This is a genomic window from Methylobacterium sp. J-030 (assembly GCF_022829545.1).
Lineage (GTDB): Bacteria > Pseudomonadota > Alphaproteobacteria > Rhizobiales > Beijerinckiaceae > Methylobacterium.
In genome coordinates, this window is the sequence record NZ_JAKSYM010000174.1 from 1 (window position 1) to 20,839 (window position 20,839).

23 protein-coding genes and 1 pseudogene are annotated in these 20,839 nt (G+C 70.2%); 8 read left to right on the plus strand and 16 right to left on the minus strand.

What is annotated here, in order from left to right:
- Positions 1-353: 353 nt before the first annotated feature.
- On the minus strand, positions 354-875 hold the full coding sequence (locus MKK75_RS11635; protein WP_244042732.1) for a DUF2244 domain-containing protein: 522 nt from the start codon (positions 873-875) through the stop codon (positions 354-356).
- Positions 876-895: 20 nt separating this feature from the next.
- Here MKK75_RS11635 and nth point away from each other — a divergent pair, with 20 nt between their 5' ends.
- Both nth and purC read left to right on the plus strand, forming a co-directional pair.
- A complete protein-coding gene (gene nth, locus MKK75_RS11640; protein WP_244042733.1) occupies positions 896-1,675 on the plus strand; it encodes an endonuclease III in 780 nt (259 codons plus the stop codon).
- Positions 1,676-1,871: 196 nt separating this feature from the next.
- Positions 1,872-2,666, plus strand: coding sequence for a phosphoribosylaminoimidazolesuccinocarboxamide synthase (purC, locus tag MKK75_RS11645; protein ID WP_010684691.1), 795 nt, complete (start codon positions 1,872-1,874; stop codon positions 2,664-2,666).
- Between the two features lie 4 nt (positions 2,667-2,670).
- On the opposite strand, the gene MKK75_RS11650 is transcribed toward purC, so the two are convergent.
- The 4 genes from MKK75_RS11650 to MKK75_RS11665 form a co-directional block, all read right to left on the minus strand.
- Positions 2,671-4,239: a glycosyltransferase gene (locus tag MKK75_RS11650; protein WP_244042734.1), complete on the minus strand. Its 1,569-nt coding sequence runs from the start codon at positions 4,237-4,239 to the stop codon at positions 2,671-2,673.
- Positions 4,236-6,113: a glycosyltransferase family 2 protein gene (locus MKK75_RS11655; RefSeq protein WP_244042735.1), complete on the minus strand. Its 1,878-nt coding sequence runs from the start codon at positions 6,111-6,113 to the stop codon at positions 4,236-4,238. The genes MKK75_RS11650 and MKK75_RS11655 overlap by 4 nt, the downstream gene beginning before the upstream one ends.
- A 151-nt stretch (positions 6,114-6,264) precedes the next feature.
- Positions 6,265-6,927, minus strand: coding sequence for a hypothetical protein (locus MKK75_RS11660; RefSeq protein ID WP_244042736.1), 663 nt, complete (start codon positions 6,925-6,927; stop codon positions 6,265-6,267).
- Between the two features lie 23 nt (positions 6,928-6,950).
- Entirely contained in the window at positions 6,951-7,508 is a 558-nt protein-coding gene (locus MKK75_RS11665) for an invasion associated locus B family protein (RefSeq protein ID WP_244042737.1), read from the minus strand.
- 197 nt (positions 7,509-7,705) lie between these two features.
- On the opposite strand from MKK75_RS11665, the gene MKK75_RS11670 reads away from it, so the two are divergent.
- Positions 7,706-8,080, plus strand: a complete 375-nt coding sequence (locus MKK75_RS11670; protein WP_244042738.1) for a hypothetical protein — start codon at positions 7,706-7,708, stop codon at positions 8,078-8,080.
- A gap of 375 nt (positions 8,081-8,455) precedes the next feature.
- Here MKK75_RS11670 and MKK75_RS11675 read toward each other — a convergent pair whose 3' ends face one another.
- The 3 genes from MKK75_RS11675 to MKK75_RS11685 form a co-directional block, all read right to left on the minus strand.
- Positions 8,456-9,187 carry a M48 family metallopeptidase gene (locus tag MKK75_RS11675; RefSeq protein ID WP_244042739.1) on the minus strand — a complete coding sequence of 244 codons (732 nt, stop codon included), beginning with the start codon at positions 9,185-9,187 and terminating at the stop codon, positions 8,456-8,458.
- A gap of 103 nt (positions 9,188-9,290) precedes the next feature.
- Positions 9,291-9,842 carry a prepilin peptidase gene (locus MKK75_RS11680; protein ID WP_244042740.1) on the minus strand — a complete coding sequence of 184 codons (552 nt, stop codon included), beginning with the start codon at positions 9,840-9,842 and terminating at the stop codon, positions 9,291-9,293.
- A gap of 177 nt (positions 9,843-10,019) precedes the next feature.
- A complete protein-coding gene (locus MKK75_RS11685) occupies positions 10,020-10,184 on the minus strand; it encodes a Flp family type IVb pilin (RefSeq protein WP_244042741.1) in 165 nt (54 codons plus the stop codon).
- A 318-nt stretch (positions 10,185-10,502) separates the two neighbouring features.
- Between MKK75_RS11685 and MKK75_RS11690 the strand changes: the two genes are divergently transcribed.
- Positions 10,503-10,988 (plus strand): pilus assembly protein N-terminal domain-containing protein, encoded by a 486-nt coding sequence (locus MKK75_RS11690; protein ID WP_244042742.1) that lies wholly within the window; start codon positions 10,503-10,505, stop codon positions 10,986-10,988.
- A pseudogene (locus MKK75_RS11695) lies at positions 10,989-11,243 on the plus strand (RraA family protein); the annotation flags it as partial. It abuts the gene before it with no gap.
- Here the strand turns inward: MKK75_RS11695 and MKK75_RS11700 are convergent.
- Entirely contained in the window at positions 11,219-12,139 is a 921-nt protein-coding gene (locus MKK75_RS11700) for a LysR family transcriptional regulator (RefSeq protein ID WP_244042743.1), read from the minus strand. The pseudogene MKK75_RS11695 and the gene MKK75_RS11700 overlap by 25 nt on opposite strands.
- A gap of 123 nt (positions 12,140-12,262) precedes the next feature.
- On the opposite strand from MKK75_RS11700, the gene MKK75_RS11705 reads away from it, so the two are divergent.
- The 3 genes from MKK75_RS11705 (at position 12,263) to MKK75_RS11715 (ending at position 14,710) form a co-directional block, all read left to right on the plus strand.
- The gene (locus tag MKK75_RS11705; protein WP_244042744.1) at positions 12,263-13,426 is read left to right on the plus strand and encodes a mandelate racemase/muconate lactonizing enzyme family protein; all 1,164 of its coding nucleotides are present in this window, start codon (positions 12,263-12,265) and stop codon (positions 13,424-13,426) included.
- A 57-nt stretch (positions 13,427-13,483) separates the two neighbouring features.
- Positions 13,484-14,161: a metallophosphoesterase family protein gene (locus tag MKK75_RS11710; protein WP_244042745.1), complete on the plus strand. Its 678-nt coding sequence runs from the start codon at positions 13,484-13,486 to the stop codon at positions 14,159-14,161.
- A gap of 105 nt (positions 14,162-14,266) precedes the next feature.
- Entirely contained in the window at positions 14,267-14,710 is a 444-nt protein-coding gene (locus MKK75_RS11715; protein ID WP_244042746.1) for a hypothetical protein, read from the plus strand.
- Positions 14,711-14,957: 247 nt separating this feature from the next.
- On the opposite strand, the gene MKK75_RS11720 is transcribed toward MKK75_RS11715, so the two are convergent.
- The 7 genes from MKK75_RS11720 to MKK75_RS11750 all read right to left on the minus strand — a co-directional run bounded on the left by MKK75_RS11720 (position 14,958) and on the right by MKK75_RS11750 (position 20,449).
- Complete coding sequence (locus MKK75_RS11720) at positions 14,958-15,335, minus strand: DUF423 domain-containing protein (protein ID WP_244042747.1); 378 nt, start codon at positions 15,333-15,335, stop codon at positions 14,958-14,960.
- Positions 15,332-15,985, minus strand: coding sequence for a ribosome biogenesis GTP-binding protein YihA/YsxC (gene yihA / locus MKK75_RS11725; RefSeq protein WP_244042748.1), 654 nt, complete (start codon positions 15,983-15,985; stop codon positions 15,332-15,334). The genes MKK75_RS11720 and yihA overlap by 4 nt, the downstream gene beginning before the upstream one ends.
- A 37-nt stretch (positions 15,986-16,022) precedes the next feature.
- Positions 16,023-17,882, minus strand: a complete 1,860-nt coding sequence (gene yidC, locus MKK75_RS11730; RefSeq protein WP_244042749.1) for a membrane protein insertase YidC — start codon at positions 17,880-17,882, stop codon at positions 16,023-16,025.
- A complete protein-coding gene (gene rnpA, locus MKK75_RS11735) occupies positions 17,872-18,471 on the minus strand; it encodes a ribonuclease P protein component (RefSeq protein WP_244042750.1) in 600 nt (199 codons plus the stop codon). Before rnpA ends, yidC begins: the two co-directional genes overlap by 11 nt.
- A gap of 61 nt (positions 18,472-18,532) precedes the next feature.
- The gene (gene rpmH, locus MKK75_RS11740) at positions 18,533-18,667 is read right to left on the minus strand and encodes a 50S ribosomal protein L34 (RefSeq protein ID WP_039893469.1); all 135 of its coding nucleotides are present in this window, start codon (positions 18,665-18,667) and stop codon (positions 18,533-18,535) included.
- Positions 18,668-19,035: 368 nt separating this feature from the next.
- Positions 19,036-19,581 (minus strand): adenine phosphoribosyltransferase, encoded by a 546-nt coding sequence (locus tag MKK75_RS11745; protein ID WP_244042751.1) that lies wholly within the window; start codon positions 19,579-19,581, stop codon positions 19,036-19,038.
- A 70-nt stretch (positions 19,582-19,651) separates the two neighbouring features.
- A complete protein-coding gene (locus MKK75_RS11750) occupies positions 19,652-20,449 on the minus strand; it encodes an inositol monophosphatase family protein (RefSeq protein ID WP_244042752.1) in 798 nt (265 codons plus the stop codon).
- Positions 20,450-20,839: the final 390 nt, after the last annotated feature.

Genomic DNA, 20,839 nt, shown 5'->3' on the forward strand with positions numbered 1-20,839 from the left:
ACAGCGCCAAATACCCGTCGGTGAGCTCAAAAGAGATAACGACAGATCAGCACAAGTCCTTCTCACGCCAGGGCCAAAACCCCAGCCGCAAGGACAAACGCCGCCCGCGTCTCCCTTCCTCATTCACAACTTGTCAAAGAGCGCCCCAGTCGCCCAGGGCCGTCAGAGGCAAACAGAAGACCGCCCGGCGACTTCGCCAGCCAGTCAACCCGCTTGTCAGAAGATAACTCAGCGCCCGGTCCACTCTCGCGGCCGGCGCCGATGAACCGGGGTATACGGACCTCACTCACCGGCGTCAACCGCCTTGTTCGCCGGCGCGGGCAACTTTTTTGGCCCCGCAGGGCGGGCTTCGATCAGTAGCCCTTCTTCACCTGCGCCAATGCCGCGCTCAGGCCCTGGGCCACCCGGGCGCGCTCGTCGGGCCCGGCATCCCGGGCGACGAGCGCCTGCTGCCGGCGGGAGACGAGGGTCAGCCGCTGCAGACCGTACTCGTCGTCCTCCACCGTCTCCAGCTTGGTCCAGAGCGGGTTGAACCGCCACTCGCGCCGCTCGCCCCTGTGGCTAACCCGGGCGAGCAGGATCTCGATCTGCGAGATCATCACCTCCTCGAAGGAGCGGCCGCGCCGGGCGCTCACCTTCAGCGCCGCGTAGATCGCCAGCATGTCGAGGCCGAAGAAGCCGGCCACCGGCCAGAAGCCCATCCGCCAGGCCCAGACCGAGACCGTGACGGAGACCGCGCAGCAGCCGGTCATCACCACGCGGAACCCGAGACGGCTCAGCGACTGGTGCGGCCGGATGGTCGCCGCGAAGACGGGCCGGTCGATCGAATCGGGATCGCGACCATAGGGATGCACGGAAGGATTGCCGCTCGCCATGGGACCCATATAACGCAGCCATGCCCGCCAGAAAGCCACCGAGTCCCGTGACGGATCGCGCCGCCCGCGGGGCGGCGAAGCGGTGCCGAGGCGCCGCCTCCGGCCGCCTCGCAGGCCCGATCCGGCCCGCCGTCACCGCCCAGGTCGATACGACCCCCGAAGCCGTCGATTCGGAAACCCTCGCCGAGATCTTCAGGCGATTCCAGGCCGCCGAGCCCGAACCGAGGGGCGAGCTGCATTACGTCAACCCGTTCACCCTGCTGGTCGCCGTGGTGCTCTCGGCCCAGGCGACCGACCGCGGCGTCAATCTCGCCACCGGCCCACTTTTCGCGGTGGCCGATACGCCGGAGACGATGCTGGCCCTCGGCGAGGAGCGGGTCCGCGACTTCGTCCGTACGATCGGCCTGTTCAACACCAAGGCCAGGAACGTGGTGGCGCTCTCGCGGATCCTCGTGGAGCAGCATGGTGGCGAAGTGCCGGCGAGCCTGGAGGCACTCCAGGTGCTGCCCGGCGTCGGCGCCAAGACCGCGAGCGTCGTCCTCAACATCGCCTTCGGGGTTCCCCGAATCGCGGTCGACACCCACATCTTCCGTGTGTCGAACCGGATCCCGCTCTTCGTCGGCGCGACCACCGACAAGGTTCAGGCCGGGCTGGAGGCGATCGTGCCGGAAGACTACCGGCTGCACGCCCATCACTGGCTGATCCTGCACGGCCGCTACACCTGCAAGGCGCGCAAGCCCGAATGCCCGCGCTGCCGCATCGCGGATCTCTGCCGATACCCCTCCAAGACGGTCGCGTAGGACCGTCCCGGGCACGCGCGGGGCGACCTCCGCAATCCCGCCCCGCGGGCTAACGCGTTGTGCTGGCAGCCCGGTTCGGCTAGTTTGGCGACCGGTCGCCGGGGCCATCGGGCAGAGGCCGTCCGGCTGCCCGACCTCGCGTCCGGTCGCCGCGCCGCGGATCCTTTCCATCGTCGCGCACTAGGAGCCTCGGCCCATGGACTTCCTCAAACCACGGTACACGCCTATGAACCGCCGCCGTCGCATCTACGAGGGCAAGGCGAAGGTCCTCTACGAGGGGCCCGAGCCCGGCACGCTCATCCAGCATTTCAAGGATGACGCGACGGCCTTCAACGCGAAGAAGCATGAGGTCATCGACGGCAAGGGCGTGCTGAACAACCGGATCTCCGAGTTCGTCTTCCAGCACCTCAACGATATCGGCGTACCGACGCACTTCATCCGCCGGCTCAACATGCGCGAGCAGCTGATCCGCGAGGTCGAGATCATCCCGCTTGAGGTGGTTGTGCGCAACGTCGCGGCCGGTTCGCTGGCCACGCGGCTGGGCCTGGAGGAGGGCACCCAGCTGCCGCGCTCGATCATCGAGTTCTACTACAAGAACGATGCGCTGAACGACCCGATGGTCTCCGAGGAGCACATCACGGCCTTCGGCTGGGCGACGCCCCAGGAGATCGACGACATCATGGCGCTGGCGATCCGCGTCAACGACTTCCTGTCGGGTCTCTTCCTCGGCGTCGGGATCCGGCTCGTGGACTTCAAGATGGAGACCGGCCGCCTCTGGGAAGGCGACATGATGCGCATCGTCGTCGCCGACGAGATCTCCCCGGATTCGTGCCGGCTCTGGGACATCAAGTCCTCCGACAAGCTCGACAAGGACCGGTTCCGCAAGGATCTCGGAGGCCTGATCGAGGCCTACACGGAGGTCGCCAAGCGGCTCGGCATCATGTCTGAGAACGAGAAGGTGCAGGGCGGCGGGCCGCGGCTCGTCCAGTAAGCGCTCAGGGGTGTGGCCGGCGGACCTGAGCCGGCCTCGCCTGCAAGAAGTCCCGGCGCAGGCGCGCATGGGTCGAGAGGTCCGGGTCGAAGCCCGGGTGATAATGGGGGTCCTGCGCCAGCAGCGGCCCCCATCTTTGTCTGAGGGCGGCGATCTCGCGGGCGTGCCGGGCGCGCGCCTCCGGGGTCCAGCGGCGACTCGCCGCCTCGCGGTGGTGGAGCACCGCCTCCGGTACCAGCAGCGTGCGATAGCCGGCCGCGTCGAGGCGCAGGCAGAGATCGACGTCGTTGAAATCGACCGCGAAGGCGGCATCGTCGAAACCGCCCAGCGCCCGGAATTTGTCCGCCTCGACGACCAGGCAGGCCGCCGTGACCGCCGAGACCCTATGGGTGGTGCGAAGGTCCGCGCGATAGCCCGGCGCGTCGCCCGGGAAGTAGCGGTGCCCGTGGGTGACGAGCCCGCCGGTGCCGAGCACGATGCCGCCGTGCTGGATCCGGCCCTCGCCGTCGAGGAGTCTTGCGCCGACGGCGCCGACATCCGGGCGCAGGGCCTCCCGGGCCATGAGGGACAGCCAGTCGGGCCGGAACGCCTCGACGTCGTTGTTGACGAAGACCAGCAGCCGGCCCCGGGCACGGGCGGCGGCGGCGTTGTTCATGGCGGCGAAGTTGAACGGTCCGGGACAGGGCACGACATGCCCCCTCCCCTGCCGCTCCAGATCGACCAGGTAGGCAAGGGTCTCCGGCTCGCGGCTGTCGTTGTCGCAGACCAGGATCTCGATCGATGGCCAGTCGGTGCGGTCCCGCAGGCTCTCGAGGCAGGGGCGGAGCAGGTCGAGGCGGTCGCGAGTCGGCACGATCAGGCTGGCGAGCGGCGGCGGATCAGGGAGCGGATATTCCACGCGCAGGAGGCCGTCCGGCGCGGCGACGATGCGGACCCCGGCGCGGCCTGTCCGATCGAGATGGGCCTCCACCACGCGATGATGGATCCGCTCCCCTCCCCCTCGCAACGCAGCGGCCTCGGATCGGCCCGCGCGCCGGACCGACAGGATCTCCGGCCGGTGGCCGATGGCGCCGGGGCCGTGCCGCTCGGCAATCCGGAACGCCGCATCGGCCGGGCTTACCGGGTCGGCTCCCGAATCGAAGGCCGTGCGCCGATAGGCCAGGAAAGGCCCCAGAAAATCGAAGGCCGCGAGCCGGTCGGTGTCGAAGACCGGCGGGAGGAGCGGCAGCACCGGGCCGCCGGGCAGTTCCTGCACGAGGGCGTCGCCGTAGAGGGCTTGCAGGCCGGGATCGGCCGCGAAGGCTTCGGTGATGCGCGCCCGGGCGCCGGCCACGAGTTCGCCGTCGCCGATCAGGCGGATGTCGCCGCCCGGTCGCTCGGAGGCCGGAAGGAAGCGGTCGAGAACCCGCGCCGGCAGGGTGAGCCGGTGATCGATACCGACCAAAGCCGCGAGCCTCTGCCGGGCGCGCAGACGCTTGCCCGTCAGGCGTGCCCAGAGGATCGCGCCGGCCTCGCGGGGATGGGAAAGGATCCGGCGCGCCGCGTCGGCGAGCCCGCGCCGGCGGGACATCATTCCAGATCCTCGCCGAAGGTCGTGAGCGACAGGGCGGGATGGTAGTACGGATCGTGGCGGATCACATCGCGCCATCGGTCGGAGAAGCGCGCGGCCTCCCGCTCGAACCGCGCGCGCTCTGCGCCGACCGAGGGCCCGCGGCTCACGGATTCGAGATGCGCGAGGGTGGCGTCCGGGGTCCAGACGGTTTTCCAGCCGGCGGCGCCGAGCCGGAGGCAGAAGTCGACGTCGTTGAAATCCACCGGGAAGGAATCGGCGTCGAAGCCGCCCACCGTCATATATTTCTCGCGCGCCACGGCGAGGCAGGCGGCCGTCACCGCGGAGACCTCGTGGGCGATCCGCAGGCGCCCGAGATGGCCCGGCGTATCCCCGGGGCGGCGGCGCAGGATGTGGCCCGCCCGTCCGCCGAGTCCGACCACGACGCCGGCGTGCTGCAGGGTGCCGTCGCCGTAGAGGAGCTTCGCGCCCACGGCGCCGACCTCCGGGCGGCAGGCCTGCCGGACCATCGCGCCCAGCCATTCGGGCTCCAGCACGGCCACGTCGTTGTTGAGAAGGACGATCACGGCGCCCGACGCCAGAGCGACGCCGGCATTGACCATGGCGGCGAAGTTGAACGGTTGCGGGTCGATGCGGATGCGCACGCGCGGATCCCGGCGCAACGTCTCGTAGTGGGCCAGCACGGCGGGATCGGTGGAACCGTTGTCGACGATGATCAGCTCGATCGGCGCGTAGGCCGTCTCGTGCAGGACGCCGCGGCAGACGCGGGCGATCAGGTCGAGCCGGTCGCGCGAGGGGATCACGATGCTGACCGCCGGTGCGGGGTCCGGCAGCGGCCAGACAAGCCGGACGGCACTATCCCCGGATGTGGCCGATGGGGCGCCCGGACCCTTCAGGCGGGCGTCGAGCGCCGACGCCCGGGCGGACGGATCGAGGGGATCGGCCGCGGTACGAGCGAGAAGGCGCGCGACATGGACGACCTGCGCCCGCCCCGAGACGGCGGCGACATCCAGCGCGAGCTCTATCTGCGCCATCGGACCGAGGGGTGCCGGCAGGGACGCGGCGAGGAACGCGCGCGACGCGAGCAGCGGGCGGCCCGGATAGCCCGTCGCCAGGGTGAGGTCCGGGCTCCAGTCCGGCTTCAGGCGTGGCCTGCCGTCCGACCCGACGGCGTCGCCATAGGCAACGTCCGCGCCCTGAAGCGCCTGCGCCAGGAACGCCAGGGCGTCGGCCCCCGGGACGTCGCCAGACCGAAGCAGGCACAGGGCCTCGGACTCGGCAACGAGGTCGTCCGGCCCGGCGCGCTCGTCCCAGCACAGAGAGACGGCGCGCGCATCCGGCGTGCCGGGCGGCGCGCCCTCCCAGGCGACGCAGATCGCCTCCGGGCGATGCGTCTGTACCTGAAGGGCATCCAGGGTGGCGGCCACGGCCGCCGTCTCGCCGGGACGCGCCAGGATGAGGCAGCGGATCCGCAGGTTCGCGGGCGCAAGGGGGATCGGCAGGGTCCTGGCGGCGGCCCAGGCGTCGAACCTTGCAAGCAGCGTCACCGCGCAGGTCCCGCGCAGCGTATCCCGGTAGCGCCGCTCCGAACCGCGGGCCCGTTCGTAGAGCGCCCCGACGAAGCGCCACGGGCGCCGCAGGAGACACTGCGCCAAGACGCCGATCTCGCGCCGGGTGCCGACGCGCTCCAGCACGAAATCGGGGCCGGCGCAGAGCCGGATCTCCCGGGCATCCGGCGGGATCAGGCCGAGCCAGTGCGCGGCGCCCGGGAACGACCCCGGAAGCACGAAATCCTGAGGGGTCATGTGGGAGCCGCGCAGGACGCGCAGGATCGGGCGTCGCGGCGCAACCGCGGTGCCGTCGCGATAGCTCAGCACGATCCAGCCGGTCGGGCGGTCCGGGAGGACGAGCCGGCGATCGAAGACGGGATCGTCCGATGGTTCCAGGCGGAAGCGGGTCGCGCGGCCGAACCAGGGCCGGCCGCGATAGGCAGGCGATGACCCTGGATCGACGCGGCGCGCCGCGGCGTCACTGGGCAGTGTCGTCGCCTCCGCCCGGGGGCGCCTCGGCGACCGCCGGCTTCCGGCGGCGCGGCTTCGCGGCGGTCTTGCCGGTCGCACCCATGCCTGTCGCGCCCTTGCCCAGCGCGCCGACGCCGACCGCGATGTCGTAATCCGCCGTCATCGCGACCGGGACGGTCAGCGCGTCGGCCAGGATGGTGGCGAAGCCCTGGGCCTCTCCGGGCCCGACGACCACGCCGGCCCGCTCGACGCGGCTCGTGATCACCTTGCCGTCGTGGCGGATCTGGAACGTGACCGGCACGTCGAACCGGCCCGACGCCCCGGCCGGCCCCAGCAGGACGTTGACCTCGACGCCGACCTTGACGGTGATCGAGCCGTCCGGAAGCCGCGTGCACTCGCGGGCCAGACGCCCGAGGGAGAACTGGGTGCGCACGTTCGCCCCAGCCATGGTGCGCGAGGCGGCCGCACCGTCGGCGACCTCCACGGGCGGGCAATAGGGCGGATCGAGGCTCTCGGACTGCGACGGCGGGACCGTGGTGCCGCCGAACTTGAACAGGTTGGTGAAGACGTTGCCATCCTCGGCCCGGGCCGGCACCGCAGCCAGCGCGAGGACCAGCAGTGCGGCAGCGCTCCGATGCCCGCTTCCGACGCCATTCCATTGTCCGATCATCGCACGGCTCCCGAGCGGCCCCGTCATTTCAGGCTGTCGAACCCGGCCGCGAAGCCCTTCATCGAGAGCGGGATGCCGACGCCCTCTTCGGGCGTCTGGAACACGATGAAGGTCGCCTGCGTGCCGCTCTTGAACTGGCGGATCAGGCCGTCATCCATCACCACCTCGGCGACGCAGCCGGTGGTGAGGCAGCGGACGAACCCGGCCCGGCCGATATCGGTCTGGTCGATCTTCAGGCCGAGGCCCGAGGGCAGGAGCACGCCCAGCGGCGCCACCACCCGCAGCAGGTAGCCGCGGTTGTCGGCCGTCTTCAGCACGATGACCACCAGGGTCAGGTTGGGCCGATCCTCGGCGGCGAGATACTGCACCAGGGCGCATTGCTCGGCCTTGGCGCCGGCGGGCGTCTCGCAGCGCAATTGCCAATCGTCGAAGGTCTTGCGCACCATGCCCTGAGCCATTGCAGGTCCGATGGCTCGCCCTGCGGGGGCGAGCGCCGCCGCGACGAGGGCGAGGAAGACCGGCAGGGCGGCGCGCCGGACCGCGCGCCGAAATCGAACGAGCCTCGCGTGAAGCGGCACCACCGATCCCTTCCGATCCCTTCGGAACGCTCCGGCCGCAAGCGGGCGGGAGCCGTACAATCGGGCGTGTTCGGACCATGGCCGGCCCCGCGCTGTCAAGCGATCTGGGTCCTGTGTTGCGCGGCGGTGCTATCCGCGCACGAATGCGAGGCCTAGATTAAGTCCTGATCAGTCCTCAAGCGCCGGATTTTGGAGCCGTGATGCGCCCGCTCGCCCTTTCGGCCGCCTGCCTGATGGCCGCCCTGACGCAGGCCGGGGCTCAAAGCCTGCCGGTCGACGAGACCACCTATGTCGAGCGCTCACTCAATCACATGGATACACTGGTGATCGAGCATCCGCCCGTGGCGGTGAATCCGTACGGCCGGCGCCAGGGGCAGGCGGCGATCGCCGGCTATTGCCGGGACGGCGGGCTGATCCGCCGGCGCGACGCCTTCGGCAACCCGGTGATCATCCGCCAGCGCGAGATCTGCGACAGCGTCGCCCCACGCACCCTCAATCCGGGCGAGGTCGATCCGCGGCCGACCTGGCCGGCCGATACCGTCGTCCGCGAGCGCGTGCTGCGCTCCAAGGGCTGATTTCGAGCGCTCTGCGCCGAAGCGGATGCCGGTTCGGCGTCACCTCGCGCGATCACTCGGAGGCTCAGTCCTCCAGCCCCTTCGAGGTGTTGACGGGAAACCCGACGCCATCGCGTCGAGCCGGCCGTGCGCTGACCCTTTCCCGGGCGCATGCAGTGAAAGCGGATTGTGACCCGGGAGCCGGCACACGGCGTCGCGAAGGGTCGATCCAAATCGGCCTGTGCCGCCGGCGCGGCGCTCTTCGTGGCGGATCCTGGATCAGGTTCCGCCGGCGCTCCACCTGTCCGGGACAGGGATGCGCATCTTCACGCCTGCAGGCACCGATCCCGTGCTGCACTGCCCTCCACGAAAGCACCGGCTTCGATCCTCCGTCGCTCAGCCGTAGCGATGCAGACCGGTGCCGTTGCGCTTGAGCCACGCCTCGGCGGCGTCCACATTCGGGCAGAGGTCGCGCAGCAGCGTCCAGAACCGGGGCGAGTGGTTCATCTCGCGCAGATGCGCCATCTCGTGGGCGACGAGATAATCGAGCACCATCGGCGGAGCCAGGATCAGGCGCCACGAGAAGTTCAGCTCGCCGCGCGCCGTGCACGAGCCCCAGCGGCTGCGGGTATCGCGCAGGGTCATGCGGACCGGCCGCTGCCCGAGACGCGGCGCGTAGCGCTCCACCGCCAGCGCGAGATCGCGCCGGGCCTCCCGGATCAGAAAATCCCGGATCCGGCGCGCCGCATGGGCGGGCTCGCAGGCAACCGAGATCACGGGCTCTCCCGCTTCGAGCGCGATGCGCACGCCGCCGCGGGTGCCCCGCAGGCTCACCCGATGGGGCTCGCCCCGCAGCGGCAGGCTCGCGCCGGGCGCGAAGACCACGCGTTCGGGCAGACGGGCGAGGCGCGCGGCGATCCAGCCCGCATGGCTCGCGGCGAAGAGCTGCGCCGTGTTCACGGCCGTCCGGCTCGGAAGCGTGATCACCACCTCGCCGGTGGCGGCCGAGATCCGGAGGGTGATGCGGCGCGCGGTCGGGCGCCGCCGGAGCGCGATGCGAAAACGCGCGCCCTCGTGCTGGACCTCGAGGTGATCAGGATCGGGACGTCGCAGCAGCGCGAGGGGCATGCCCGACTTCTAGCGGGGCTGGAACCGGCGCTCCAGCTCTCGGATTCCGGAATCGCTGCAGGCCGGCGATGCCCACCCGGACCGTGCCGCCATGCCGGGCCTCTCAACCGGCGAGCGCCCGGCTCCAGACTTCGGTCTCGGGCAGGACCAGGAGGGCCGCCGCCGCCAGGGCGATGCCATAGGGAATGCCGGTCTTCGCATCGTGCAGATGCAGGGCGAACGGCATGCGTGCGACGCGCAGCGGCAGGGGATGGGCGCGCGCGAAGAGGATGGCGAGCGTCAACGCGCCGCCGAGGAGCGAGGCGACGAGGAGATAGTCGCCGAGGCCATCGAATCCGAGCCACAGGGCAGTCGCGGCCGCCAGCTTGGCGTCGCCGCCGCCGATGATGCCGAAGGCGAACAGCGTGAAGGTCACCGCGAGGATCGCCGCCCCCGCGCCGAGGTGGAAGCCGATCTCGGTCCAGCTCATCGGGCCCGACACGGCGAGCACCACGAAGCCGGCGACCAGGGCCAGCGAGATCCGGTTCGGGATCAGCATCGTCAGCAGATCGCTCGCTGCGGCATAGGCCATCAGGAACGGAAACAGCACGAGCAGTCCGAAACCCGACAGGCCCAGGCCTGCCATCTGAAAGCTTGCGACGCCCGCACCGATCATCTCGGGGCCAACCTACGATGCCTGTTGCCGGGGAATACGCAGGGCCGGGACACCCGACCCTCGGAAATCGTCTCCATGCCCGATACGACCGCGGCGGCCGGTCGAGTACGCCCACGCCGGCTCACGCACGACGGGGGCGTCTCGGACCTGCCGCAGATCGTGACCTTCGCGGACCGATCAGTTGAGGTTGCCGGAGATCTGGTTGAACTTGTTGGTGAGGTTGGTGCCGACCGTCTTGAGGGCGGCGATGATGACGACGGCGATCAGCGCCGCGATCATGCCGTACTCGATGGCGGTGGCGCCGGACTCGTCAGAGGCGAAACGCGTGAACAGGCTCTTCATGAGGGACTATCCTTCGATCAATTCAGTGCGACCAGAACTTACGCGATGACCGACGAAGAATTTTCAGGTCTCGATCGGCGGCTCGCACAAACTGCCGATTTCGCCTTGAAAATCGGTTAAGCCCGATTTTGGTCGCACCAAGAGTTCGAACAGCCGCCAGCGTGGTGAAGGTTCGGTTTCGCCGGCCGGGCGCCGATCCCGGCATCGCGTGCCGGGGCACTCACTTGAGCGTGCTTAGCGCTTCCTTCACCGGTGGAGGTTATCCACTGACGCCGGGCGGAGTCCCGTCCGCCGACCGCCTCCACGCGAGCATGTCCGATGCACCGCACTCTGTCGCATGCGGGCCGAGCCGGCCTCTTTCTCCTGTTGATGGGCATCGCGGCGGCGGCCGGCCAGTCCCAGCCGCTGCCGGTGGTGACCGTGCTGGTGGATAACGCGAAGGTGATCCGGCTGCCGGAAAAGACGTCGACCGTCATCGTCGGAAATCCGATCATCGCGGACGTCACGCTGCAGAAGAGCGGCGTGCTCGTGCTCACGGGCAAGAGCTTCGGTTCGACCAACCTGATCGCCCTCGACACTGCGGGCTCGATGATCGCCGAGACGATGATCCGCGTGGAGGCGTCCCGGGATTCCACCATCACGGTCCAGCGCGGGCTCGACCGGGAGTCGCTGTCCTGCACGCCGAATTGCCAGCCCGCGGTCCAGCTCGGCGACTCGGCGACCTATTTCGGGGCGGCCAGCGGCCAGGCGGATGCCCGCCGCAAGCTCGCCACGAGCGGCGCGGCGCCGGGGGCCGAACGCTGACGAGCAGCGACACCGCGCGGCCCGTTCAAGGCGGGGCCCGGCGCGACCAACCTGCCGGTCAGCATCGGCGGCTGGACGGTGAACCCGGGCGACGCGGTGGTGGGCGATGCGGACGGCGTCGTGACCTTCCCGCCCGGGATCGCGCCGGATCTGCGCGCGGCGGTGCAGGCACAGGCCGACCGGGAGGCGGAGGTCCTCGCGCTGATCCGGGCCGGCCGCAACGACGGACGCTACGCGCGGGTCACGAACGGCTGAGACGGTCCCGCGGAATCGGCGCCACCTAGCCCCCGCCAAAGGGCGTCGGCTGCGCCGGTCCGGTTCGTCGGCGAGCGGAACAGCCGGATCTCGACCGGGACATCCAGGGTTTCCGGGCCGGCCCGGACGAGCTGACCCCGCTCCAGCGCCTCCCCGGCCAGCGTCGCCGGCAGCCACGCCACGCCGTCGCCCGCGCGGGCCATGGTCAGGAGCGTGGCCGCGAGATGGGACGTGAAGACGGGCTCGCATGCCCCCGCGACACCGCTCGCCGCGAGGATCCGGCCAAGGCCCGAGGCGTTGCCGTAGGCGAGGTAGGGAACCGGACGCGCCCGGTCCGCCAGGGGCCAGAGCGGCGCGCCGCCGGCCGCGGGCGCGCAGAGCGGGACGAGGCTGTCCCGGCCGATGCGGACGGAGTCGAACCGTTCGCCGAGGCGGGTCGGCGCGTCGGCGCGGTGGTGGCACAGCAGGAACTGCACCTCTCCGGCGAGCATGGTCGCCTCGCAGGCCGCCATGCTGTCCGAAATCAGGTTGAGGGCACCGAGCGCCTCGAACCGCACGTGCTGCCGGATCCAGCCGGGGAAGAAGGTGAACGACAGGGCGTGCGTCGCCGCGATCGCGAGGCTCGCCCCGGCCCGGTCGCCGGCCGCCCGGGCCTCCCGCCGCGCCTGCTCCACATCGCGGGCGAGCGCCTCTGCCCTCGGTCGGAACCGCTCGCCCGCGCAGGTCGGGGTGGCGCCCTGCGCGCCGCGCAGGAACAGGGGCGTGCCGACCCAGTCCTCCAGGGCGCGGATCCGCCGGCTGAACGCCGGCTGGGTGACATGCCGCGCCTCGGCCGCCCGCGAGAAGGTTGCGTGCTCGGACAGCGCCAGGAAATCCTTCAGCCAGTCCAGATCCATCCGACGCTCCTCGGCGGGGCGCGGACGATGCCGTCCGCGCATCGCGTGTGCCGGAAACGGCATTGGCCGCCCGGTCCGGATCGGCGCTACGGCTTCGGGATCCGCCAGCCGGGAGAAGCCGCCATGCGCATCGTCGACGTCCGCGAGGTCACCAAGCCGATCGCCTCGCCGATCCGCAACGCCTACATCGACTTCTCGAAGATGACCACGAGCCTCGTGGCGGTGGTCACCGACGTGGTGCGGGACGGGCGCCGGGTCGTCGGCTACGGCTTCAACTCCAACGGGCGCTACGGCCAGGGCGGCCTGATCCGCGAGCGGTTCCGCGATCGGATCCTGGAGGCCGAGCCGGCGAGCCTCCTGACCGATGCCGGCGACACCCTCGATCCACACCGGATCTGGGCCGCGATGATGCGTAACGAGAAGCCCGGCGGCCACGGCGAGCGCTCGGTGGCGGTCGGCACCCTCGACATGGCGGTCTGGGACGCGACAGCCAAGATCGCCGGGCAGCCGCTGTTCCGGATGCTGGCGGAGCGGAAGGGCCGCACGGCCGACCCGCGGGTCTTCGTCTATGCGGCCGGCGGCTACTACTATCCGGGCAAGGACGATTCCGCCCTTCGGGCCGAGATGCGCGGCTATCTCGACCGCGGCTACACGGTCGTGAAGATGAAGATCGGCGGCGCCCCGATCGACGCGGATCGGCGCCGGATCGAGGCAGTGCTCGCCGAGATCGGCGGAAGCGGCCGCCTCGCCGTGGACGCCAACGGCCGCTTCGACCTCGAGACCGCCATCGCGTATGCGCGGATGCTGCGGGACTATCCGCTGTTCTGGTACGAGGAGGCGGGCGACCCGCTCGACTACGCGCTTCAGGCGGCGCTGGCGCCCTACTATCCCGGGCCGATGGCCACCGGCGAGAACCTGTTCTCGCACCAGGACGCCCGCAACCTGCTGCGCTACGGCAACATGCGCCCCGACCGCGACTGGCTGCAATTCGATTGCGCCCTGTCGTACGGGCTGGTGGAGTACCTGCGCACCCTCGACGTGCTGGCGGAGTTCGGCTGGTCGCCGTCCCGCTGCATCCCCCATGGCGGGCACCAGATGTCGCTCAACATCGCGGCGGGGCTCGGGCTCGGCGGCAACGAGAGCTACCCGGACCTGTTCCAGCCCTATGGCGGCTTCCCGGACGGGGTGCGGGTGGAGGATGGCCACATCACCATGCCCGAGCTGCCCGGCATCGGCTTCGAGGGCAAGTCCGATCTGATCGCGGAGATGCGGGACCTCGCGGAATAGCGCCCTTCGCGTCCGGCCGGCCTTGCGGCGCGGGCTGCTCCGGTGGACGATGCCGCCATGGATTCCGGCCCCCTCACCTACGCCATCGGCGATGTCCACGGCTGCGCCGGCCTGCTCGACGGGTTGCTGGAGCGGATCGCCGGCCATGCCGGAGACCGCGCCCACCGGCTGGTCTTCCTAGGCGACTACATCGACCGCGGCCCCGACAGCGCTGGCGTCCTGCGCACCATCAGCCGCCTCAACCGGGCTGAACCGGATCGCGTCGTATGCATCATGGGCAATCACGAGCGCATGCTGCTCGACGCGCTCCACATGCCGCAGGCTGCCGAGCGCTGGCTGTACAACGGCGGCGACGCGACGCTCGACTCGTTCGGCGCGCACGCGGTCGCCGACCTGCCCCGCGACACCCTCGACTGGATCGAGGCCCTGCCCACCCTGCACGGCGATGCGGCGCGCTGGTACGTCCATGCGGGTTTCCGGCCCGGGGCCGAGATTCCGGATCCGGACGACCACAACCGGTTGTGGATCCGGGAGCCGTTCCTGGAGGGCGACCACGATTTCGGCCGGCACGTGGTCCACGGCCACACGCCCCAGCGCAGCGGCCGCCCGGAGCGGCGCCGGTTCCGCACCAACCTCGACACCGGAGCGGTCTACGGCGGGGCGCTGACGGCCGGTGTGTTCTCGGAGACGCAGGGGCCGCCGGTGGCGTTTCTGCAGGTGCGAGCGGCCGATTGAGCCATATCGGCTCGCGGCGACCTTGAGCCGCTCCTGGAAGGGTTCGAACGGGCGCCTGTCTTACTCGAGAGCGCGACTTCATCCGCACACACACGAGTCGTGAAGATGGATTTCGATTGGACCTATGCCGTGGAACTCCGGCGCGAAGAGAATGGCTCAATCGGCGCCTACGCCGAGGCGATGCCGAACGCTATAGCGTCCGGTGAAGACGAAGCGCGGGCGCTTCACGAAATGGCGCACGCCCTCGACGCCGCCCTTCGCGGTCGCATCCATTTCGGGATGGATCTGGAACCGCCCCCGGCGACTTCGCACCCGACCGCAGGGCTCCACCGAATCGCCGTCGCTCCGGCGCTGGCCGCGAAAGCCAGCCTCTACGTCCTGTGGCGCCGATCCGGACTCTCCAAGGTGGGCTTGGCGGAACGCCTCGCCGTGAACGCGAAGGAGGCGCGCCGCATCCTCGATCCCGACCATCCGACCGGCCTCGACCGGCTGGCCGAAGCCGTGTCGGTCTTCGGGTATCGCCTGACCGTCGGGGTGGTGGCGGCCTGACGAGGTCAGCGAGGCGCCCCCCTTTCCCGGACAGGTGGAGCGACAGCGGAACCGGATCCGGGACCCAGCACGACAAGCGCCGCGCCAGCGGCTCAGGTTGATCCAGATGGACGCTTCGCGACCTCGCGTGCTGGCTCCCGGGTCGCATTCCGCTGGCGCTCCATGCGCCCGGGAAAGGGTGGGTGCATAATCAGCTCGACGCGAGGGCGTCGGATCCGAGCATACCGCCTGGACGGGGCCCGTCGGTTCAAGCCCGCACCGGCACCAGCGCACACAGCATCCCCGCGAGCCAGCCGCCCATCAGGGCGAAGCCGCCGGTGGGGGCAGCCATCGGGAAGAGCGCGTGCTGGAGCCACGTGCGCGCCGCGAGATCGCCGCAGAACAGGATCAGGCCGACGACCAGCAGCCCCGCCGCCGCGCGGGCGAGACCCGGACGGGCGAGGCCAGCCGCGCCGAACCCGACCAAGGCCAGGATCGCCGGCGCGTGGAACAGCAGGAACTGCGCCGCCGTCTTCAGCGAATCCGCCCCCGGGATGTGCGCGGCAGCGGCGCTGAGCGCCACGCCGAGCAATCCGGCAAGGCAGGCAAGCGCCGCCAGGGCGCGGTCGACGCCTGAAAGCCTCACGCGCCGCGCTCCGCCAGCAGCCTGGCGATCGCCGCCCGCAGCTCCGGCACCCCGGCATCGTCCCGGCTCGACGTGAGGATCACCTGCGGAAAGGCGGCCGGGCGCTTGGCGAGCCCCGCCTCGATCCCGGCGATGCGGGCGGAGACCTCGCCCTTCTTGAGCGAATCGCCCTTGGTCAGCACGACTTGATAGCTCACCGCCGCCTTGTCGAGCCCGTCGAGCACGTCCGTGTCGATCGACTTGAAGCCGTGCCGGGCGTCGATCAGCATGAACACCCGAGCGAGGTTGACGCGACCCTTCAGGTAGGCATGGATCAGCCGGGTCCAGGCCTCGACCTTGGCCTTCTCGACCGCCGCGTAGCCGTAGCCCGGCATGTCGACCAGCGACAGGCGCGTGCCGATCCGGAAGAAGTTGAGCTGCTGCGTCCGCCCCGGCGTGTGCGAGGTCCGCGCCAGGGTGTTGCGGCCGGTGAGCGCGTTGATCAGGCTCGACTTGCCGACGTTCGAGCGCCCCGCGAAGGCGATCTCGACGCCCTCCATGGGCGGCAGCCGGTCGAGGGTCTGGGCAGCCGCGTAGAAATCGGCGGCGCCGGCGAAGAGCAGGCGACCGGCCTCGATGAGGTCGGCCGCGTCGTCGTTGGTCTCGGTCACTGTGTCTCGCACGGCGTCCTGCACGGCGTCTCGCCCGTCAGCTCTTGGTGGCGGCCGCCTTGGTGCCGTTGCCGCGCCGGAACGTGTTCCGCAGGTTGTCCCACAGCTCCACCTTCACGCCGTTGCGGCGCATGATGATGTATTGCTGGGTCACCGACAGGGTGTTGTTCCAGGCCCAGTAGATCACGAGGCCGGCGGGAAACGAGCCCAGCATGAAGGTGAACACGATCGGCATGAAGGTGAAGATCTGCGCCTGGACCGGGTCCGGCGGCGCGGGGTTCATCTTCATCTGCACGAACATGGTCACGCCCATGATCAGCGGCCAGACGCCCAGGTGGACGAAGTCGGGCGCCGGGAAGGGCAGCAGGCCGAACAGGTTCACCACGCTGGTCGGATCCGGCGCCGCGAGGTCGTGGATCCAGCCGAAGAACGGCGCGTGGCGCATCTCGATGGTGATGAACAGCACCTTGTAGAGCGCGAAGAAGACCGGGATCTGGATCAGCACCGGCCAGCAGCCGGCGACCGGATTGATCTTCTCCTTCTTGTACAGCTCCATCGTGGCCTGCTGCTGCTTCATGCGGTCGTCCTTGTACCGCTCGCGGATGGCGGCCATCTCCGGCTGCACGGCCTTCATCTTGGCCATGGAGACGTAGGACCGGTTCGCGATCGGCAGGAACAGCAGCTTCAGGCAGAAGGTCACCACCAAGATCGAGACGCCGAAATTGCCGAACAGGTGGTAGAAGAAGTCCAGCGCCCGGAACATCGGCTTGGTGATGAAGAAGAACCAGCCCCAGTCGATCATCAGATCGAAGTGCCGGATGCCGAGGTCCTTCTCGTAATTGTTGATCAGGTTGACTTCCTTGGCGCCCGCGAACAGCCGCTGGGTGGCGGTGGCCGAGGCGCCTGCGGCGAGATTCACCGCGTCGCCGCGCACGCTCGCCTGATAGACGTTGGTGGCGCCGTCGGTCCGGTCGGTGAAGGCGCCGGTATAGGGCGTGTCCTGATCGGGGATCGCGGCCGCCGCCCAGTACTTGTCGGTGATGCCCACGAAGCCGCCGGACACGCCGGTCCAGGCCTTGCCCTTGGTGTTGGCGCCGCCGTAGGCGCCCTCCTTGGCGAGCTTGTCGTAGGTGAATTCCTGCAGGCCGTCGTTGCCGAGATAGCCGATCATGCCCTCGTGCAGGACGTAGTATCCTTGCGTGTGCGGCTTACCCCAGCGGGAGACAAGGCTGTACGGGTAGAGCGTGATCGCCCCCGAACCCTTGTTCTCGACCTCATCGCGGAGGGTGAACATGTACTTGTCGTCGACCGCGATGATGCGCTTGAAGACGAGGCCGGCGCCGTTGTCCCAGGTCAGGGTCACGGGGCTCCCGGGCGAGAGCGTCTTGCGGTCGCTGGTCCAGAGGGTGTCGTTGGTGGGCAGCGGCCCGGCATCGGCGCCGACCCAGCCGAACTCGGCGTAGTAGGGCGTCTCGCTGCCGGCCGGGGAGAACAGCACGATCTCGGGGCTCTTGGGATCGACGGTCTCGTGGTAGTTCTTCAGCGACACGTCGTCGATGCGGCCGCCCTTGAGCGCGATCGAGCCTGCGAGCGCCGGAGTCTCGATGCGGATGCGCGGCGAGCGGGCGAGCGCCGCCTCGCGGGAGACCGGGCCGCCCTGCGCGGTCGGCAGCGTGCCGGGGGCCGGCGCGGCCGGGCCGCCCTCCTTCGGGGACGGCGAGGGCACGCCGTCCGGGGTGACGCCCGGGGGCTGTTGCTGCTGCTGCGCGGCCTTGTTCTGCGCCTCGATCAGCCGCTGCTGCTCCACGCGCGGGCCGGCCACGAAGTACTGCCAACCGAGCAGCACCAGCAGCGACAGGCCGATGGCCACGAACATGTTCGTCTTGTCATTGCCCATCGGGGACACCGCCGCACGCGTTCGGAGTGACGTCAGGGCGCGCGCCGATCCCGTCGGACCCGTGCACGCCTGTGATTCGGGGACCTCTGCCGCGCCCGTACGACGTGCCGATGTCGGCGTGGCCGGACGGCGCGGGCTGGCCCGCGTCTGGGGCGAGAGGTGTGGTCTTGGAAGGCGGACCGCCAGACTTGCCGGGGGGCCGCTTGCCGCGGCCCTGTCCCGAAGGCCGAGGGGCGGCCGGGCGCGTCACCGCGGGCAGAGCGCGGCGCAGATCCTCGGCGAGGGTCGCGAAGGGCGCATCGAGGGCGGGACGGCGGGCGATCAGCACGATGTCGGCCGGCAGGCTCGCGAGGTCGCTGGGGAGATCGGCCGCGACCAGGGACACGGCGGCGCGCAGGCGGCGGCGGATGCGGTTGCGCTCCGTCGCGTGGCCGACCCGCTTCGTGATGGTGAAGCCGAGCCGGAGGCCGGGCGGTCCGTCCGTCGTCCGGAGACGACCCTGGGCACTCATCCGCTCGGTGTGGAAGCGGCGCCCCTCGGCCGCCGCCAGGAAGTCGGGTCGTCTCTTGAGCCGCTCGATCGTCGCCATCGATGGTCCGATCCCGGCCAATCCCATCCCCCGCGGCGCGGCCGCGGAGGGCACTCCGGCCTTACGCCGACAGCTTCTTGCGGCCGTGGGCGCGGCGGCGCGCGATCACCTTGCGGCCACCCGCGGTGGCCATGCGCGCGCGGAAACCGTGGCGGCGCTTACGGACGAGCTTGCTCGGCTGGTAGGTTCTCTTCATGGCTCAGAGCCTTCAAAGGTCGAGGCGCGCTCGCGGGCAGCTCTTGCTGCACCCGACCTTCACGCGTCCTGGTTGTCTGCAAACACGAAGGGCGCCCAGGCGGGGCGCCACGTCGCGAGTGGCGGGCTTATGGCGGATGGGTCCGGCGAAGTCAACGTTTCGCGGGGTTCGATCGGGGCCGCGACGCGGCAAATCTCGTGCTGGGTCCCGGGTCGCATTCCGCTGGCGCTGCATGCGCCCGGGAAAGGGCGCCGCGCTTCATTCTCAAACGCCACCTTTCCCCGGACAGGTGGAGCGACAGCGGAACCTGATCCGGGATCCAGCGCAGAATGTGCCGCGCAGCGGTCCAGAATGTCTTCCCGCCAGCCTCAATGCCCCTCGAACTGCATCAGGGTGCGCACCTCGACGCCCATGTCGCGCAGGCGCTGGGCGCCGCCGATCTCGGGCAGATCGATCACGGCGCAGGCGGCCACGATTTCGGCGCCGATCTTCTGCAGCAGGTTCACGGCCGCGGTGGCGGTCCCGCCGGTGGCGATCAGGTCGTCGACCAGCAGCACCTTGTCGCCCGGCTTCACGGCATCGACGTGGATCTCGATCTCGTCGGTGCCGTATTCGAGGGCGTAGGCGATCGAGACGGTCTTGTGCGGAAGCTTGCCCTTCTTGCGGATCGGCACGAAGCCCGCGGAGAGTTGGTGTGCGATGGCGCCCCCTAAGATGAAGCCCCGCGCCTCGATGCCGGCCACCTGCTGGATCTGTCCGCCCGCGTAGGGATGCACCAGCGCGTCCACCGCCCGCCGGAAGGCGCGCGGATCGCTGAGCAGGGTGGTGATGTCGCGGAAGATGATGCCGGGCTTCGGATAGTCGGGAATCGAGCGGATCGACTCCTTGAGCGCGACGTGGCGGCGGGCTTCCATGCGTTCGGCCTTCCGTGAGGGAACGCGGGCTTAAAGCAGAAGCCCGGCGCCCTGACCAGTTTCCTGCGATTCAGGCCGCCTGCACCTTCTTGAGGATGGCGACGAGTTCCCGGTGCAGCCCCTCGTTGCCGCAGGCCACCGAGCGCGGCGCCAGCGGCTCGGCCGCACCGTCCGCCGAGGTCACGTAGCCGCCGGCCTCGCGCACCAGGATCACGCCGGCAGCGAAATCGTAGGTCTGGAGGTCGCGCTCCCAGTAGGCGTCGAGACGCCCGCAGGCGACGTAGGCCAGGTCGAGGGCCGCCGAGCCCATCCGGCGGGTGCCGCCGGCCACCGCCATCACGGCGCCGAGCTCGCGCAGCAGGCGCGGATGACTGCCGCGGCCCAGATAGGGCGTGCCGTAGCCGACCAGCGCGTCGGCCATGTCCTGGCGGCCCGAAACGCGCAGGCGCCGGTTGTTGAGATAGGCGCCCTTGCCGCGCTCGGCGACGAACAGCTCGTCCTTGATCGGATCGAAGATCACGCCGGCCACGATCTGGCCCTCGCGCTCCAGCCCCACCGAGACCGCGAAATGCGGCACGCCGTGCAGGAAGTTCGCGGTGCCGTCGAGGGGATCGACATGCCAGGTATGGCTCTTGTCGGTGCCCTCGATGATCCCGTTCTCCTCCAGCACGAGGCCGTAGCCGGGCCGGGCCTTCATGAGCGCGTCGCGCACCACCTCCTCGGCCTTCCGGTCGGCGGCCGAGACGAAGTCGCCGGGGCCTTTTCGCGAGACCTGCAGGTTCTCGACCTCGCCGAAGTCGCGGCGCAGGCCCCGGGCGGCCTTGCGCACGGCGTCGACCATCACGGTCATGAGGGGTGAGGAGATCATTTTTTTGAGACTTTTCGCCGGGGAGAATTGGTGCTGTGGTTACAGGGGCGCGCCTGAAAAGACGAGATGGGGGCGGGACATGGGCGGGCGCCGGGGCAGGCGCGGAGAGTGCAGCGGCTCCCCCTCCCCCCTGTGCGGGGGAGGGGGAGCCGCGAAGCGGGTCGGGAGAGGGGAGCGACGGCGCAGAATAAAGCTGCGCCCTTCATGAAAGTCGCGCCTGTTCCTGAACCCGCGCTCCCCTCTCCCGACCCCTGCTGACGCAGGGGCCACCCTCCCCCGCAGAGGGGGGAGGGAAACGCGCGGCGAGCCTCGAAAAAACCTACTCCGCCGCCTCGACGAACACTGTCCCGGCCCGCGGCAGGTCCAGCGTCTCCCAGGTCTCCGTCAACG

What these genes read in the sequence shown, in the direction of transcription:
- rpmH (WP_039893469.1), bottom strand. Translation starts at nt 18,667, where the DNA reads ATGAAGAGAACCTACCAGCCGAGCAAGCTCGTCCGTAAGCGCCGCCAC.
- MKK75_RS11635 (WP_244042732.1), bottom strand. Translation starts at nt 875, where the DNA reads ATGGCGAGCGGCAATCCTTCCGTGCATCCCTATGGTCGCGATCCCGAT.
- MKK75_RS11675 (WP_244042739.1), bottom strand. Translation starts at nt 9,187, where the DNA reads ATGCCCCTCGCGCTGCTGCGACGTCCCGATCCTGATCACCTCGAGGTC.
- nth (WP_244042733.1), top strand. Translation starts at nt 896, where the DNA reads ATGCCCGCCAGAAAGCCACCGAGTCCCGTGACGGATCGCGCCGCCCGC.
- MKK75_RS11690 (WP_244042742.1), top strand. Translation starts at nt 10,503, where the DNA reads ATGCACCGCACTCTGTCGCATGCGGGCCGAGCCGGCCTCTTTCTCCTG.
- MKK75_RS11685 (WP_244042741.1), bottom strand. Translation starts at nt 10,184, where the DNA reads ATGAAGAGCCTGTTCACGCGTTTCGCCTCTGACGAGTCCGGCGCCACC.
- MKK75_RS11710 (WP_244042745.1), top strand. Translation starts at nt 13,484, where the DNA reads ATGGATTCCGGCCCCCTCACCTACGCCATCGGCGATGTCCACGGCTGC.
- MKK75_RS11660 (WP_244042736.1), bottom strand. Translation starts at nt 6,927, where the DNA reads ATGATCGGACAATGGAATGGCGTCGGAAGCGGGCATCGGAGCGCTGCC.
- purC (WP_010684691.1), top strand. Translation starts at nt 1,872, where the DNA reads ATGGACTTCCTCAAACCACGGTACACGCCTATGAACCGCCGCCGTCGC.
- MKK75_RS11680 (WP_244042740.1), bottom strand. Translation starts at nt 9,842, where the DNA reads ATGATCGGTGCGGGCGTCGCAAGCTTTCAGATGGCAGGCCTGGGCCTG.
- MKK75_RS11650 (WP_244042734.1), bottom strand. Translation starts at nt 4,239, where the DNA reads ATGATGTCCCGCCGGCGCGGGCTCGCCGACGCGGCGCGCCGGATCCTT.
- MKK75_RS11700 (WP_244042743.1), bottom strand. Translation starts at nt 12,139, where the DNA reads ATGGATCTGGACTGGCTGAAGGATTTCCTGGCGCTGTCCGAGCACGCA.
- MKK75_RS11715 (WP_244042746.1), top strand. Translation starts at nt 14,267, where the DNA reads ATGGATTTCGATTGGACCTATGCCGTGGAACTCCGGCGCGAAGAGAAT.
- yidC (WP_244042749.1), bottom strand. Translation starts at nt 17,882, where the DNA reads ATGGGCAATGACAAGACGAACATGTTCGTGGCCATCGGCCTGTCGCTG.
- MKK75_RS11670 (WP_244042738.1), top strand. Translation starts at nt 7,706, where the DNA reads ATGCGCCCGCTCGCCCTTTCGGCCGCCTGCCTGATGGCCGCCCTGACG.
- rnpA (WP_244042750.1), bottom strand. Translation starts at nt 18,471, where the DNA reads ATGGCGACGATCGAGCGGCTCAAGAGACGACCCGACTTCCTGGCGGCG.
- MKK75_RS11705 (WP_244042744.1), top strand. Translation starts at nt 12,263, where the DNA reads ATGCGCATCGTCGACGTCCGCGAGGTCACCAAGCCGATCGCCTCGCCG.
- MKK75_RS11745 (WP_244042751.1), bottom strand. Translation starts at nt 19,581, where the DNA reads ATGGAAGCCCGCCGCCACGTCGCGCTCAAGGAGTCGATCCGCTCGATT.
- MKK75_RS11750 (WP_244042752.1), bottom strand. Translation starts at nt 20,449, where the DNA reads ATGATCTCCTCACCCCTCATGACCGTGATGGTCGACGCCGTGCGCAAG.